The organism is Halopseudomonas sp., assembly GCF_041579695.1.
Lineage (GTDB): Bacteria > Pseudomonadota > Gammaproteobacteria > Pseudomonadales > Pseudomonadaceae > Halopseudomonas.
In genome coordinates this window covers 22,840-39,170 of the sequence record NZ_JBFGFI010000023.1, presented here as the reverse complement: position 1 = coordinate 39,170, position 16,331 = coordinate 22,840, and the positions used below count along the sequence as shown (strand labels likewise).

Below are 16,331 nucleotides of genomic sequence, written 5' to 3'. Positions count from 1 at the left end.
TGGCGGACGGGCCGATTGCGGAGCTGAGCGACGAGCTGGTGCAGCAGTATCTGACGGTCTAGCGGTCCGGGCTTGGGTAAGGCTCCTGCGTAGCCGCACCCGAGAATGGATCCCCGCCTTCGCGAGGATGACGTTTCAACCTCCTCGTCATTCCCGCGAAGGCGGGAATCCATTTTGACCTTGCCGTTGGTTACACTGTCACCATGCTGACCCGTTACCGGCTCAACATAAACGTATCGTACTCGAGGTAATCCAGCGCCTTGTATAGACGCATCATGCCCAGCAACACACAGCAGCCGAGCGATAGCCCATGTACTCGAGCAGGCCACGACCATTTACGCACTTTGACCCAAAGAACAGAAACTCTCAGACCAGTTGCAGCAAGAATCCAATGCCGAACCGAAATGTTGAATAGCCAAATGCTATTATGTAAAGAGAAAAGCGCGACAAGATAGACCAACACAATCTGTACATCTTTGCCCAGCTAATTGCCACAATCGACATTAGACTGGATTCATGTACGTAGTCCACTTCGGGTGTAGTCATGGAAAAGAGAACCTGGCCAAGAATGGCCTCCGAATTCAATGCGCAGTTACGCCTACTCACCAATCAGTATCCCTGTGTGATCCGCGACTTCAGCCAGACCGGAGTGCTTGCCGGTCTTGGTGACCAGGCGCTGGCACAGCTGCGCGCCAGCCCTGATGGGCTGACCGGGAGCCTGCTGATGTCCCTGCCCGAACGCAGCGTCAGCATGGAGGTGCAGCTGGTACGACTTACCGATCAGGGCGCCGGGCTACGTCTGAGCAAACCCCAGAGCAGTCACTACCGGGCTTTTCAGCAGGCCGCCGAGCGTGCGCGCCAGCGCTCATCCACAGCCGCCAAACAGTCTGGAGCGGCATCAGGACGTACTCTGGACCGTGCCATGAAGGAACGTCTGGCCAGCGCTGCGAACAACGCGTTTCTGCTTTTTCTCGAAGATCGGTTGCTCGCCTACTTCGACCAGCTTGATACCGCGCTGGTCGTCGAGACTGACCGCCAGAAAAACCAAGCGGCGCAGCAGCCGTTTTTCGACGCCGTGGCGCTGATGCGCAAACAGCGCCCTCGCGTGCTATTGGCCACGGTAAACCGGATCAGTGAAGCAATCCTGGATCTTGCGCAGGGCCAGCAAGGTTCCAAACAACAAGTCATGCGCAAGCCGGCTGCAAGCAAAACTCTGGAGTTGGTGGACAAGGATGACTTCGAAGACTGGCTCGTCGTGCGGGTTGCCGTGTCAAGGGCCGAGGCAGAAACGCGTGACGATCTGATCGAGTTGCAATTGCGGATAGATGCCGCATTTTCGGGCAAACCGGTCAAGCGCCTGTTCAACCCGTTTTCGCCAGCGGCGCTATGCCACACCTTTTTCGAGGTGATCCGACCGCTCGGGCTGAAGAACCCGGCGCTGGAAACAGCGTTTCGGGTCATGCAGACCGCCCTGCTGGGCAAACTGCCGGAAGTCTACCGAGAACTGAATCAGATTTTCACTGCCGCCCAGGTGTTACCCGACCTGAACGTGAGCGAGTATCTGGGCAGTCAGGCCGGCGCCGGGGCTTCGGGCCATGAAACTGTGCACAATGCACCCAGCTCGCAGGCCCAGCCCCAACCCGCCGCCAACCCCGAGCTGCTGGCCGCTCCCATCGCTCCAGCCAGCTCTCCACCTGGCGCGTCGGCCGCAGCACCACCGGTCCGGCCGGCAGCGGTTAATGGCAGTGCAGCTGCCCAGCCGCCAGTGACCAATGCATACAGTACGGCCAGTCAGATGGTGTCGTGGCAACGCCAGCGCGGCAACGCCAACGGTTTTGAAGAAACATCACGCGCGGCCAGCCCGGTTGGGCTGCCCCCCAGGAACACCAGCTCGGCTGCCACCTTGAAGACCCTCAGCCAGATAAAGAACCGTATCGTCGAGACGCCCGATGCGCCCACTGCCTGGTCCCTGAAGCAGCAGATTGTCGAAGCCAGCCCGCCCGACTTCATGTTGAATGCACAGGAGGAGGATGCGGTAGAGATGGTCGAGGGGCTGTTTCAGGGCATCGCGCAAACCGAGCGGGTCGCCGAGGGCCTGCATGCCGAATTGCGCAGTCTTCAGCTGCCGCTGCTGCGCATTATGCTTACCGACCCGGAGTCCTTCAACGCGCCCAGCCATCCCGCAAGGCAGGCAATGAACCAACTGGCCGTACTAGTGGATCAGGACAGCATCAACCTGAATGCCAACCTCCATCCGGTGCGCGAAACCATCCGCAGCATTTTAGCCAGCGAGGACGACGTACAGGGGTTCGCCCAGGCACTACCCAGCCTGGACGAGCTGGTGGCACGGGAGCAACGAATTATCGAGCGCAACCGCCAGCGCATCCGCGAAATATCCGAGGGTCAGCAGCGTCTTATCCAGGCCACCCGATGCGTCGAGCGCGAGCTGACCCGGCTATTTGACCGCGCGATGCCACAGGCGTTGATCGAGGTGGTAGAGCGCGGCTGGAAGGAACTGATGCGTCTGGCCTTTCTGCGTCACGGAATCAAAAGTCGGCAGTGGTCAGGCACCCTCAGCGTGCTGCGCGAACTGCTCTGGCATCTGCAGCCCGAACGCAATATGGGTAACCGCCAGCCCCGCGCGGTCGAAGAACTGCTTGTCATGGTAAGCCAAGGCTTATCGCGAGTTTCGGAGGATTCGGGCTCGTGGGAAAGAATAGTGGGGGCCCTGCGCCAGCTAATGCAAACCGGTATTACTGATACCACGCCGATGGTGCAGTACACCGGAGCCGACTTTGATAGCGATAGCCTGGCGGCGCGCCTGGCGATCCAGACCGAGACCGACAAGAACCTACTGCGCTGGCTCAAGCGCGCCCGCGCGCTTGAGGTCTTACAGTGGTTTGAATCAAGCTCTGATACGCAGCAGCCAAAGCTGTTGCAGCTACTGTGGAAAGCCGATGACGCCAGCCAGTTCACCTTCGCCAATCGTCAAGGTACCCGCAGCCTTGCGTTCACCCTGACTCAGGTAGCCGAGCAGTTGCGCGACGGCACTCTGGAACGGGTGCACGAAGCGGCTCTGCCCGCCGTGGACCAGGGTCTGGATGCACTGATCCAGAAAATGTACGACAAGCTGGCTTATGATTCATCCCACGATCAGTTGACCGGACTGCTGACGCGTAAAGAATTCTCCCGCTGTCTGGCGCAATGTGTCGCCGACGCCAGCGAGAACAGCGCGCAATACACGCTGATCTTTATCGACATCCGTCAATTCAAGGTAATCAACAATACCTGTGGTTATGAAGCAGGCGACCGCTTTCTGCTTGAAACCGCCGATCGCATCCGGGCTACAGTCAAGGAAGTAGCGGAGGCAGAAACCACGGCCGAGAGCGCTGCGGTGATCAGTCGGGTAGGTGCCGACCAGTTTGCGTTGCTGCTGCCTGTGCTCTCGGAAAAGCCCGGTTATCGTCTGGCGGTCGAACTCAAGGCTGCAATAGAAGACAACCGCTTTGTGGAGAACGAACACAGCTTCGTCATCCAGACTGCTGTCGCTATGCTCGGCTTCGATCACCGCAATCAGAAGATAATGGAGTTGTTGCGCTCGGTCGAGGCCGCGACGGAAATATCCAAACGTGCCGGTTCCAAGGATATCCAGATCGTTCTGCCCGGCGACGAGCGCCTCGAGGAACTCGACGAAGCCATGACTTGGGTAACACGCATCAACCGAGCGCTGGACGAGGACAATCTGAAGCTGCGCTGTCAGATGATTGCGCCGCTGGACACTGCAGCCAGTCACCTGCCCCATTACGAAATACTGCTGACAATAATTGATGACGACGGCGAGCATATGCCGCCTGCCGAATTCATCAAGGCCGCCGAAGATTACAACCGGATGGGCGCGGTCGATCGCTGGGTAATCGAGAGGGTACTGCGCTGGATGATGGCGCACCCCGAGCAGCTCGGACTTTCGGGCGGTTTTTCGATCAATCTTTCGGGCCATTCAATGAACGATGAAACCTTTCTGGATTTCATCTTTGACGCGCTTGTGCGTTATCAGGTGCCACGTGACAAGCTCATTTTCGAAATTACCGAGACCACAGCTGTCAATAATCTTGAAGATGCAGCCGACTTCATCACCGAGATGCGTAGCATCGGCTGTCGGTTCTCGCTGGATGATTTTGGCGCAGGCCAGTCGTCATATTCATATCTGAAGCGACTACCGGTCGATTTCATCAAGATTGATGGCTCCTTCATCCGGGATATTACCAACAGCGATGTCGATTTCGCCCTGGTACGCTCGATTACCGAAATGGGCCACTATCTGAACAAAAAGGTGATCGCCGAATATGTTTCCGACCCTGAAATCCTTGCCAGCGTCACCGGGATCGGCGTCGACTACGCCCAGGGCCATGTACACGGGGTGCCAATTCTGCTCGACCATCTGGTCCTCGGTCACCCGAGCACCGGACCATTAGTCACCTGAACCCTCAGGCCTCCTCGGGTCGCCGCTGGCGCTCGTACAGGAACCGGAGTACTTCCGCGCGGTACTGGTTATACCGCGCGTCACCAGCCAGGCTGAGACGCTCGCGCGGGCGTTCCAGCTGAATATCCAGTACTTCACCTATGCGCGCTGCCGGGCCGTTGGTCATCATCACGATCTTGTCCGACAGCAAAACCGCCTCATCGACATCATGGGTGACCATCAGCACCGTATTTTTCAGTTCGGCCTGAATCGCCATCACGGAATCCTGCAGATGCGCGCGGGTCAGGGCATCCAGGGCGCCAAAGGGCTCATCCATCAGCAGCAGTATCGGTTCCATTGCCAGCGCCCGGGCAATACCGATCCGCTGCTTCATGCCGCCGGAAATCTCTGACGGATACTTGTGCATCGCATGATCCATATGCACCAGGCGCAGGTTGTGCTCGATCCACTCACGCATCTCCTTTCGGTTCTTGCGACCCTTGAAGATCTCCTTCACCGCCAGTTCGATATTCTGGTAGCAGGTCAACCAGGGCAGCAATGCATGATTCTGAAATACCACTGCCCGGTCCGGGCCCGGCTGGTTAACCTCGCGCCCCTGCAGGATGGCGCCGCCTTCGGTAGCCTGGCTAAGCCCGGCAACGATATTCAGCACCGTTGACTTACCACAGCCCGAGTGACCGATCACCGACACGAACTCACCTTTGGCGATTTTCAGATTAACGTTATCCAGGGCGCGGAACACGCCACCACGCGTCGGAAAATCAATCGATACGCCGCTCAGCTCGAGAAAACTCATATTGCTGCGCTCGCTAGGGGGTGGCGTCTGGTCGACGGAGGGCGCAGGGCTCATTTCACGAATCATTTGTATCACTGACATAGGTCACCTCATTATCTTGGTGGCGGTTCACTGGCCGGCCTGTTTGTCATGGGAAAGACATTTCTGCAGAGTCACCATCAGCCAGTCGAGCAGGAAGCCGATAAAACCGATCGTCAGAACTGCGACCATGATGCGGCCGAGTGAGTCGGAACTGCCGTTCTGGAATTCATCCCAGATGAACTTGCCCAGCCCGGGATTCTGCGCCAGCATCTCAGCGGCAATCAGCACCATCCAGCCGATACCCAGCGAGATTCGCAGACCGGTAAAGATCATCGGCAGGGCTGCCGGGATGGCAATCTTGAACACCTGCTTCGACAAGGGCAGGCGGATCACCTTGCCGACATTGATCCAGTCGCGGTCAATCGAACCTACGGCTACGGCGGTATTGATCAGGGTCGGCCATAAAGAGCACAGCGTGACCGTGACTGCCGAGGTGATAAACGACTTCTGAAAGAACGGATCGTCCGACACGTACACTGCACTGACCACCATGGTGACGATCGGCAGCCAAGCCAGCGGTGAGACCGGCTTGAGAATCTGCACCAATGGACTGATCGCGTGGTACAGCTTCTGGCTCAGGCCACAAGCCACGCCGATCGGTATCGCAATCAGGCTGGCGACAATGAAGCCGGCAAACACGGTTTTCAGGCTGGTAAATATCTGGTCAATAAAGGTGGCCTTGCCGGTGTACTCACGCCAGCGGACCTCGGCATCGGGATTCGCCGCCAGACGCTCCTCATTACGTATACGCTGGCGCTCGAGAAATGCCTCACCGCGCTCGCGCTCGCGCAGATGATCATCGTACAGATTGCCAGCCTGTTCCCAGACCTGAACAGGACCGGGCAATTCGCCCAGACTGGTCTTGACCTGAGAGGCACCACCCGCCCAGAGCAGGAGAAAAATACCAATGGCAATCAGCGGCAGTCCGACCTGATTGAACAGATCCAGTGCCTGCTCCCGGCGGTTCTCGCCCTTGGCCAGACGGACCACCGGCACCAACCAGTTAAAGCCGGTCATTTCCATGTAATGAATGATTCTGCTCATGACATATCCTGCCTGTAGCATTTGAATTGAAGGTCTGGCTCGCCCTCAAGGGGCGAGCCCGAGAAGTAGGATCAGATAGACTCGTTACCCTTGAGCCCCATCTCCAGGCTTTCCAGATAAGCATTGGGCTTATTGCCGTCGTAGGGAATTCCGTCGATAAACTGGCTGGCGCTGTCGCGCATGCCATCTTCGCTGGCAAAATCGGGAAACTCCGAGGCCTGCATTTTCCCCTCGGCGATCAGCGCATTGGCAGCCTGGGCATAGATCTCCGGGCGGTAAACCTTCTTCGCGGTATCCATGTACCAGCTGTCCGGCTTGCCCTCGGGAATCTGCCCCCAGCGGCGCATCTGAGTCAGGAACCAGATCGCATCGGAGTAGAACGGATAGGTAGCGTGGTGGCGGAAGAACACATTGAAGTCCGGCACGGCCCGCTTGTCGCCCTTCTCGTATTCGAAGGTGCCAGTCATCGAGTTAGCGATGACCTCTTCGTCAGCGCCTACGTAATAGGAGCGCGACAGAATTTCCACCGCTTCCTTGCGATTCGCATTGTCGTTTTCATCCAGCCATTTCGCCGCACGAATCAGCGCCTTGACCACAGCAATGTGGGTGTTGGGGTTCTCCTCGGCCCACTCACTGTTTACACCAAACACCTTCTCAGGGTTGTTTTTCCAGATCTGATAATTGGTTACCACTGGCACACCAATACCCATCGCCACTGCTTGCTGGTTCCAGGGTTCACCTACGCAATAACCATGTATCGTGCCGGCCTCCATCGTTGCCGGCATCTGCGGGGGCGGCGTCACCGACAGCAGCACGTCAGCATTGATTTGACCGGAACTGTCACCCTTGTGCGGTGCGTAGTAGCCCGGATGCAGGCCGGCGGCGGCAAGCCAGTAGCGCAGCTCGTAATTATGCGTGGAGACCGGAAATACCATACCCATCTTGAACGGGTTGCCCTGGTCGCGGTATTCAGTCACCACAGGCTTGAGGGCATCGGCGGTAATCGGGTGCACCGGCTTGCCGTTCTCGTGGGGGATGTGCGGTTTCATTTTTTCCCACACATCATTGGAAACAGTAATCGCATTGCCATTCAGGTCCATGGAAAACGCGGTGACAATATGCGCCTCGGTACCGAAACCAATGGTCGCGCCCAACGGCTGGCCGGCCAGCATGTGGGCTCCGTCGAGAGAACCGTCGATGACGCGGTCGAGCAGCACCTTCCAGTTCGCCTGGGCTTCCAGCGTCACATACAGCCCCTCGTCCTCGAAGTAGCCTTTTTCATAGGCGATTGCCAAGGGAGCCATGTCGGTCAGCTTGATGAAACCGAATTTCAAATCCTCCTTTTCCAGGGCGCCCTGCGCCTGGGCGGCGCCGGATGCGAACAGGCCGAAGCCGACAATCAGGCCGGCGCCCATGCAAAACCGGCTAGCCTTGATCCCGGCACTACGCGAAATATGACTCAGTGTGAAACGTTTCATGATCGGTCCCCTTTGATTGAATATCCCGGGCAAAGGCCTTATTGCTTCTGTTGCCAGGCGCGAATCACGCGCATAAAAAAAGCGCCCACGACAATGACCTCGATGGATCATGTCGGTGGACGCCTTTGCCCGAAAACTGAGAGAAAGCTGTGGAGCGCTAAAGCTAACGCTGCCTGAACACACACTCAGCAATGGTTGTGCCAGGAATCACAGGCTTATGATTTCGTTATAAAAAATAAAACTTGTCGCCCTGCGGCTGCCGCCTCAGCGCCTTGCCGCGGTGCAGAACCACAGGTCATGCACCCCTTATGTGCGACCGTATTGCGTTGCAACACACCAATGAACGCCGTCGCACTTGCATATGCCTGCAACGCGGTTAGATGTGTACTATTGCAAGACACTTCACTTCAGACACCCGGATTCGTTCGATGACAGCATTTCAACCAGAGCAGGAGATTGAAGACATCATTGTCATAGGCGGCGGTGTCAATGGCAGCGGTATTGCCATGGATGCAGCCGGTCGCGGCCTGAAGGTGCTGCTCTGCGAAATGAGCGATCTGGGCTCGGCCACCTCATCACGTAGCAGCAAGCTGATCCACGGGGGGCTACGCTATCTGGAATTCTACGAGTTCCGCCTGGTACGCGAGGCCCTGGCCGAGCGCGAGTCGCTGCTGCGCAATGCGCCCCACATCATGTGGCCACTGCGCTTCCGCTTGCCGCACCGACCGCATCTGCGCCCGGCATGGATGATTCGCATCGGCCTGTTTCTCTATGACCACCTGGCCAAGCGCGAGCTTCTGCCTGCTTCCAGGGGTGTCCGCTTTGGTGCCGGCAGCCCGCTGGTGAGCAGCATCGATCGCGGTTTTGAGTACTCTGATGGCTGGGTAGACGACGCCCGGCTGGTGGTTCTCTGCGCTACTGCCGCGCAGCAGAGTGGCGCCAAAATACGCACACGCAGCCGCTGCATCCGCGCCGAACGCGTTGCCGACCTGTGGCACGTGACGCTTCAGGATCAGCTCAGCGGACAGACCAGCGAACATCGCTGCCGTGCGTTGATCAATGCCGCAGGGCCCTGGGTCAGCAGCCTGTTCATTGATGCATTGCAGCAGCCCGCGCCCAGGCAGATACGCATGGTCAAGGGCAGCCATATTGTGGTGCCGCGTATGGATATCGGCGAGCAGGCTTACATCCTGCAAAACGAGGACAGCCGCATCGTTTTTGTGATCCCCTACGAGGACGACTTCTCGCTGATCGGCACCACTGACGTGGATTACCGTGGCGATCCATCGATTGTCAGTATTTCGGCAGAGGAAACCACCTACCTGCTGGAGGTGGTCAATGACCACTTCAACCAACAGATAAACGCGGAAGACATCGTCTGGGATTTTTCCGGTGTGAGGCCGCTGATGGACGACGAATCCGCCACCGCCCAGAAAGCCTCGCGCGATTACAGCTTCGAACTCGATATACAGCCGAGCAGTGCGCCGCTTCTGTCGGTTTTCGGCGGCAAGATCACCACCTATCGCAAACTCTCCGAAGCGGCCGTTGAGAGCCTGACCGATTTCTTCCCGCAGGCCGGTCCAGCATGGACCCGCACTGCAGCCCTGCCAGGCGGCAACTTCTCCAATCAAGCCGACCTGAAGGCGGATCTGAACCAACATTTCCCCTGGCTGCCAGAGCAGCTGATCGCGCGCTGGGCGCGTACCTACGGCACCCTTGCCCGGGAGCTGCTTCACGGCTGCTCCCGCCTGGCGGACCTGGGCGAGAACTTCGGCGCGGGTCTGTATGCCCGTGAGGTGCAATACCTGGTCGCGCACGAATGGGCAATGACAGCGGAGGATATTCTCTGGCGTCGCACCAAGCTCGGCCTGCATTTGAAGCAGATCGATAACGCTGCGCTGGCCGAGTGCATTCAACAGGCACTGGCAGAACAACCAGGCAGATCGCCCTGCCCGGTCTGATCTCCTAGCGGATTAGAAAGCCACCTGGGCCATGAGCCAGAACTTGCTGGTATCAACAGCAAAGTCGTCTGCACGATAGCGTGCATACTTGGCGAGCATGTTGACCCGGCCAAAGCTGCGTGTTGCCTGCAGATTGACCTCGGATCCGTAGTGGTCGCTGCCGCGGTCGGCTGAAAAATCATGATAGGCCGCCGCCAGTCCGGTCCCGGCCACAGTGCCGGACAGCTTCAGATAAGTGTCCCTGAGGCCGTCGGCTGGCGTGGCGAGAAACACGTCCGCCCAACCGTTGAAGGCATGTCCGGTGGCAAGGGGCGTACTGAAGGCACTGCCATCGACTCCGAGCACCTCGTGTCCGACCCGACCCGAAATAGCGCCCGCTGCTGCACCCAGCTCCAGCAGATAGTAGTCGGCGTCGATGGTCGAAGTCCCGCCCTGGTAATCATCCTGCCTGGCATACTCGAACGCATACAGCAGGCGTGTAGCTGCGCCCATCGGCGCTTCCCCTGCAAAGCGTGCGCCCAGGGTACGGTTTGAGGCCGCCGGCGTATCGACAAACTCGAGGAAGTAACCATAGACGCTCAGCTTGCCCCGCTCCCAGCCGCTGTAGCCCAGGTTCAGCAAATGCGACTGCATGTCGAACTCGCCTATCGGTGAGTCGTCACCAAAAATACGATTGACCTTGTCGATATAGGCGTAACTCAGTTGCGTATCGGCCAGCGCACTGTTGACCAGACTAAAGGCATCGTAGGTCTGCTCGTTCTGCCGCCAACCGACGTTACCGATAAAGCGGGCATTATCGTAGATGATCCGTTGACGTCCGAGCTTGAACAGGTTGTTGGACCAGCCCGAGTAACTCAGAAACAGCTGATTGACTTCGGTATCCTCGGGGTCGGCGACCACCGAATACTGCGTTTCCGCGCTGGGCAACCGCGTGCCGTTGTTATAGCGTTCCGAACCGATCACACGAATGTCATCGAACTCGATGAACGCGGCAAGACCGGAGAAAGTACCAGTGGCATAATTGAGCCGCGTGCGCAGCGTCGAAGCGTTCGCATCTCTGCTCGGATTGTCCTGCTCCACCCACTCGTAGCGGTAGCGCAGGTCCAGACCTGCCTTACCTGACGCGATTGCCTCACCCAGCGATGTACCCTGCGCACCGGCGCTACCACAACCGACCAGCAGCATTCCGGCGATAACGGCTTTTACCCAGCCATTCGCCCCCGCTTGTCCCTGTGTTTGACTGCCTGCATTGCCGAAGGTCGTGCTGTTCATTCTGGCTTCCCCCAATGGTAAATAACGCGCAAAAAAAAGCGTCCACAGATATAGCCATTAGATGGATATACCGGTGGACGCCTTTGCCCAATTGATCGAATGAGTGCCGGAGTACCCGGCTTGCCTCGACTGCGCTACCAGCAATAGTTGTACCAACTATCCCAGCAGGCTGTTTTTGTTAAGAATTAATTTCAGAAATATGTCAGCGCCAGGCATGCAGTGCCTTAACCAGGTGCAAGGTAAACGCAATCCGCACAGCAAGTGCACAGCATACGGTCCTCGATGTATCTCCAGAACCTCTGGCGGAGCATGAGGTCGGCAGGGCTTATGGGGTATAATCAGCGGTCATATTCAATACCCAGCCAATCCTCAAGGTTATCAATGAGCAACAACGCCGCCGAAGTCGCCAAACGCCGAACATTCGCGATCATCTCCCACCCCGACGCGGGCAAGACCACCATCACCGAGCGGTTGCTGCTGATGGGGCAGGCGATCAACGTCGCGGGCACGGTAAAGGCGCGCAAATCCGACCGGCATGCCACCTCGGACTGGATGGCGATGGAAAAGCAACGGGGTATTTCAGTCAGCACCTCGGTGATGCAGTTCCCCTATCGCGACTGCATGATCAACCTGCTGGATACCCCCGGCCACGAAGACTTTTCCGAAGATACCTACCGCACCCTGACCGCAGTCGACTCGGCACTGATGGTGCTCGACGGCGGCAAGGGTGTGGAGCCGCGGACCATCGCACTGATGGACGTATGCCGGTTACGCGACACGCCGATCGTCAGCTTTGTGAACAAACTCGACCGTGACATTCGCGACCCGATCGAGCTACTCGACGAGATCGAATCAGTACTCGATATCAAGGCCGCGCCGATTACCTGGCCGATTGGCTGTTATCGCGATTTCAAGGGCGTCTATCACCTGGCCCAGGATCAGATCATCGTCTATGAGACTGGCCACGGCCATGAGCGCACGGTCACCAAGGTGATCAGCAAGCTCGATTCGGATGAAGCCCGCGCGCATCTCGACGATCTCTACGACAGCTTCGTCGAAGAGCTGGAACTGGTGCAGGGTGCCTGCCACGCATTTGATCAGCAGGCATTCCTGGATGGCAAGATGACGCCGGTATTCTTCGGCACGGCACTTGGCAATTTCGGTGTAGACCAGGTGCTCGATGCGATCGTCGACTGGGCTCCGGCGCCACTGCCACGTGCGGCCAACGAGCGCACGGTGGCCCCGGTAGAAGATAGCTTCACTGGCTTCGTATTCAAGATCCAGGCGAACATGGACCCCAAGCACCGTGACCGCATCGCCTTCATGCGCATCTGTTCGGGTCAGTACGAGAAGGGCATGAAGTTGCACCATGTGCGCACCGGGAAGGAGCTGCGGGTGCCCGACGCCCTGACCTTCTTTGCTGCCGAACGCGAGCACCTGGAGGAGGCGTGGGCCGGGGACATCATTGGCCTGCACAACCACGGCACCATCCAGATCGGCGATACATTCAGTCAAGGCGAGAACCTGGGCTTTACCGGCATTCCGCATTTCGCGCCGGAACTGTTTCGCCGAGTGCGCCTGAAGGACCCGCTCAAGTCCAAGCAACTGCGTCAGGGCCTGCAGGAACTGGCCGAGGAAGGCGCGACCCAGGTATTTTTCCCCGAGCGCAGCAACGACATCATCCTCGGCGCTGTCGGTGTGCTGCAGTTTGATGTGGTCGCCAGCCGCCTGAAGGAAGAATACAAGGTCGAGTGCATCTATGAGCCGGTTAATGTCTGGTCGGCACGCTGGGTCGAGTCGGACAACAAGAAGAAGCTGGAGGAATTCAGCAACAAGGCGATGGAAAACCTGGCCATCGACGGTGGCGGACACCTGACCTATCTCGCGCCGACCAGAGTCAACCTGAACCTGACCGAGGAACGTTGGCCAGACATCCGCTTCCTCGCGACCCGAGAGCATCACTGACTTAATTTTCCGGCACTAAGCCATGAATTATATAGACACCCATACCCATCTGGACTTTCCGGACTTTGATGCCGACAGGCAGGCGGTACTGGCGCAATCACGACACCTCGGGGTAGATCGCGTGATCGTGCTGGGGGTAGATCGCACGAACTGGCAACGGGTCTGGGATCTGGCAGAACAGACGCCCTGTCTGCACGCCGCATTCGGCATGCATCCGATGTATCTCCAGGCGCATCACACTGAAGATCTTGCAGCGCTGCGCGATTGGCTCGCCCGCCTGGCCCGACATCCCAAATGCTGCGCCGTGGGTGAAATTGGCCTGGACTACTTTGTTCCCGGGCTGGACCGCGAACGCCAGCACCAGCTACTCCAGGCGCAGCTGGAACTGGCCGCCGATTTCGAGCTGCCGGCGCTGCTGCATGTACGCCGCGCCCATGCCCCGACAATCGCGCTACTGAAGCAGCTGAAGCTGAGGCGCGCCGGCATCGTGCATGCCTTTTCCGGCAGTCTGGAAGAGGCCCGGGAATACATTCGCCTGGGCTTCAAGCTGGGCCTTGGCGGCGCCGCCACCTGGCCCCAGGCCAGGCGCATGCATCGGGTAATAGCCCAATTACCCATCGATAGCCTGGTACTGGAAACCGATTCGCCCGACATGGCGCCGGCATTTCAGCCCGGGCAGCGTAACACCCCCGCAAACCTGCCGCGGATCTGCACCATTCTCGCCGAACTGCGCGACGAAGCGCCCGAGACCCTAGCCCGCGCCTGCCTGCATAACAGCTGTGAATTGTTCGGCTGGGACCCGACTGCGGTGTGCTGAAGCGGCAGGTCTGGTAAAGTCATTCTTCAAAACTGCGAAGGAGAAGCGCATGCCCCTGGGCATAGTTCTGCTGCTCGTCTGGCTGATTCTTTTGTTGCGCTACCCTCGCGTCATGCTTCCGGCAAGCGGCGTGGTGCTGGCCCTGGCGCTATTGCTCGCGGCCTTTGTTGGCATCCGGCAATGGCAGAACGACCGGCACCTGGAGCAACTACACATCAGCATCGACTACCAGCCCAAGGGCTGCGAGTTTGGCAAACCCCTGCGCGTGGTCATCGACAATCGCAGCGGGCTGACTGCCAGCAACATACAATGGCAGCTGCATGCGACCCAGGCAGGACAACAAAGGAATCTGCTCAACACCAGCGTGGCCGGTGAAACCTACCGTGTTGGTGAGCCACTGGAGCCGGGGGAGCGCTGGCAGCGCTGCTTTTCGGCGCCGCCCGTACGCAGCGGCTATCGCGCGCCGGACTTGAGCTACCACGCGGCGGACCCTAGCGCCGAATTTCACGACTAATAGATAACAATAAAGGCCTTATACCATGACCCAACCCGTTGCATTGATTACCGGCTGTTCCAGCGGCATTGGCCAGGCGTTGGCCAATGTATGTCTGGATGAAGGCTATCAGGTCTGGGCGACCGCCCGCGATTCGCAAAGCCTCGATGCTCTGGTTGCGCGCGGCGCAATGGCAATGAAGCTCGACGTAAATGACGCATCCCAGGTGCTTGCCTGTGCAGAGCGCCTGCGCACGGAAGCAGGCCGTCTCGACCTACTGGTAAACAACGCCGGCTATGGCGCCATGGGGCCCATTCTGGATGCCGACCGTGCCACCCTGCTGAAACAGTTCGACACCAACGTTTTCGCACCGGTGGAAATGGTCCGCGCGGTGGGTGATCTGCTGCGCGAAAGCAAGGCGCTGATCGTCAACATCGGCAGCGTGTCGGGGGTGACCACTACGCCTTTCTCGGGTGTTTACTGTGCGTCGAAAGCCGCACTGCATGCGATTTCCGATGCGATGCGACTCGAGCTGGCGCCATTCGGCATCAAAGTGCTCACGGTCATGCCGGGGGCAATCGCCTCGGATTTCGGCAATAATGCCAGCGCCGCGATCACCATCGCCGAAGATTCCTGGTTCAAGCCATGGGAAAAGGCAGTACAGGCAAGAGCCAAGGCATCGCAGAAGTCGACGTCCACTTCCGCGGCCGACTTCTCCCGGGAACTGATGGGCTACATCAAGAACCCGCTGCGGCCCGAGGTTGCCCTGATCGGCACCAGCAGCCGCAGCATGGTGCGCTTGAAGCGCTGGCTGCCGACTTCGATCCTCGACGCCCAGTTACGCAAGCGTTTCGGCCTGGACAAGAGCTGAGCCGGCGACAAGTATCAGTCGCCGTAGATAATCGCTTCCGCCTGATGATCAGCAATCTCTGCCGGCGAGCGACCCTCGGCGACGCTCTGGGCGAATATGCTGTCAAGCCGCTCACCGATCCGGCGAACCCGCGCGGCAATTTCGCCGGGCGCCACGCCACGATGGGTCAGTGCCACGTGCAGTAACCCGCCGGCATTGATCACGTAATCCGGCGCATAAAGGATACCGCGCGCATCCAGCAGATCGGCCGCGTCGCGGTTGATCAGCTGGTTGTTCGCCGCACCGGCTACTGCGGCGCAACGCAGCTGGGCGATACTGGCGGGCGCCAGCACCCCGCCCAGACCACAGGGCGCGAAAATATCGCAGGGTGACTCGAATACCGCCTCGGTCGCGACCGGACGGGCGCCCAGGTCATCCACTGCCAGGCGTACTTTGCCCGCATCAAGATCGGCCACCAACAGATCCGCACCCTCGGCAACCAGCATTTCAGCGAGCGCGTAACCCACGTTGCCCAGCCCCTGCAGCATGACTCGCACGCCGGACAACCCTTCCTGCCCGAGCTGGACACGTACCGCGGACTTGATGCCCATCAGCACACCCAGCGCCGTATGCGGCGACGGGTCGCCGGCCTCACTGGTGCTGGTTACATGGCCGGTATGCTGGGCAATGCAGTCCATGTCCTCGCTGCTGGTGCCGCTGTCGACCGCGGTAATGTAACCGCCGCGCAGTGATTCGATGCAGCGGCCGAATGCCTCGAACAGCGCTGCCCGGTTCGATACGTGGGGCGGGCGAATGATCACAGCCTTGCCGCCGCCCTGCTCGAGCCCGGCCAGGGCCGCCTTGTAGCTCATTCCGCGGGCAAGCCGTATCGCGTCCGCGCACGCCGCCTCGGTGCTGGCGTAGGGCATGTATCGACAACCGCCGAGCGCCGGCCCAAGTCGGGTGTTGTGGATGGCTACAATTGCCTCAAGGCCGGTCGCCTCATCGCTGAACAGATGAAGCGCCTGCATCTTGTCGGACCGCATTGCTGCAAACATGGGTATCGCCTGTTTCCGGTAAGCCTGATCATTACC

11 protein-coding genes are annotated in these 16,331 nt (G+C 58.9%); 6 read left to right on the top strand and 5 right to left on the bottom strand.

Translation table 11 applies throughout. The annotated features are described in order from the left end of the window. The first annotated feature begins 544 nt into the window (after positions 1-544). A complete protein-coding gene (locus tag ABYA88_RS07175; RefSeq protein WP_373186326.1) occupies positions 545-4,480 on the top strand; it encodes a DUF1631 family protein in 3,936 nt (1,311 codons plus the stop codon). Between the two features lie 4 nt (positions 4,481-4,484). Here ABYA88_RS07175 and ABYA88_RS07170 read toward each other — a convergent pair whose 3' ends face one another. The 3 genes from ABYA88_RS07170 to ABYA88_RS07160 form a co-directional block, all read right to left on the bottom strand. Further along, complete coding sequence (locus ABYA88_RS07170) at positions 4,485-5,276, bottom strand: ABC transporter ATP-binding protein (RefSeq protein ID WP_373186330.1); 792 nt, start codon at positions 5,274-5,276, stop codon at positions 4,485-4,487. A 108-nt stretch (positions 5,277-5,384) separates the two neighbouring features. Continuing rightward, entirely contained in the window at positions 5,385-6,401 is a 1,017-nt protein-coding gene (locus ABYA88_RS07165) for an ABC transporter permease (RefSeq protein WP_373186325.1), read from the bottom strand. Between the two features lie 71 nt (positions 6,402-6,472). After that, the gene (locus ABYA88_RS07160) at positions 6,473-7,816 is read right to left on the bottom strand and encodes a CmpA/NrtA family ABC transporter substrate-binding protein (protein WP_373186329.1); all 1,344 of its coding nucleotides are present in this window, start codon (positions 7,814-7,816) and stop codon (positions 6,473-6,475) included. A 491-nt stretch (positions 7,817-8,307) separates the two neighbouring features. Between ABYA88_RS07160 and glpD the strand changes: the two genes are divergently transcribed. Further along, positions 8,308-9,840: a glycerol-3-phosphate dehydrogenase gene (glpD, locus tag ABYA88_RS07155; RefSeq protein WP_373186324.1), complete on the top strand. Its 1,533-nt coding sequence runs from the start codon at positions 8,308-8,310 to the stop codon at positions 9,838-9,840. 12 nt (positions 9,841-9,852) lie between these two features. Here the strand turns inward: glpD and ABYA88_RS07150 are convergent, their stop codons facing one another. Beyond that, positions 9,853-11,112, bottom strand: coding sequence for an alginate export family protein (locus tag ABYA88_RS07150; protein WP_373186323.1), 1,260 nt, complete (start codon positions 11,110-11,112; stop codon positions 9,853-9,855). Between the two features lie 381 nt (positions 11,113-11,493). On the opposite strand from ABYA88_RS07150, the gene ABYA88_RS07145 reads away from it, so the two are divergent. From ABYA88_RS07145 to ABYA88_RS07130, 4 genes are read left to right on the top strand one after another with little or no spacing between them, the layout of a single operon-like run. Further along, the gene (locus tag ABYA88_RS07145; RefSeq protein ID WP_373186322.1) at positions 11,494-13,077 is read left to right on the top strand and encodes a peptide chain release factor 3; all 1,584 of its coding nucleotides are present in this window, start codon (positions 11,494-11,496) and stop codon (positions 13,075-13,077) included. Positions 13,078-13,099: 22 nt separating this feature from the next. Continuing rightward, positions 13,100-13,894 (top strand): TatD family hydrolase, encoded by a 795-nt coding sequence (locus ABYA88_RS07140; RefSeq protein ID WP_373186320.1) that lies wholly within the window; start codon positions 13,100-13,102, stop codon positions 13,892-13,894. Positions 13,895-13,943: 49 nt separating this feature from the next. Further along, positions 13,944-14,408, top strand: coding sequence for a hypothetical protein (locus ABYA88_RS07135; protein ID WP_373186319.1), 465 nt, complete (start codon positions 13,944-13,946; stop codon positions 14,406-14,408). Between the two features lie 25 nt (positions 14,409-14,433). Beyond that, on the top strand, positions 14,434-15,258 hold the full coding sequence (locus ABYA88_RS07130) for an SDR family oxidoreductase (RefSeq protein ID WP_373186318.1): 825 nt from the start codon (positions 14,434-14,436) through the stop codon (positions 15,256-15,258). A 14-nt stretch (positions 15,259-15,272) separates the two neighbouring features. On the opposite strand, the gene ABYA88_RS07125 is transcribed toward ABYA88_RS07130, so the two are convergent. Next, a complete protein-coding gene (locus tag ABYA88_RS07125; protein ID WP_373186317.1) occupies positions 15,273-16,295 on the bottom strand; it encodes a Leu/Phe/Val dehydrogenase in 1,023 nt (340 codons plus the stop codon). Positions 16,296-16,331 lie beyond the last annotated feature (36 nt).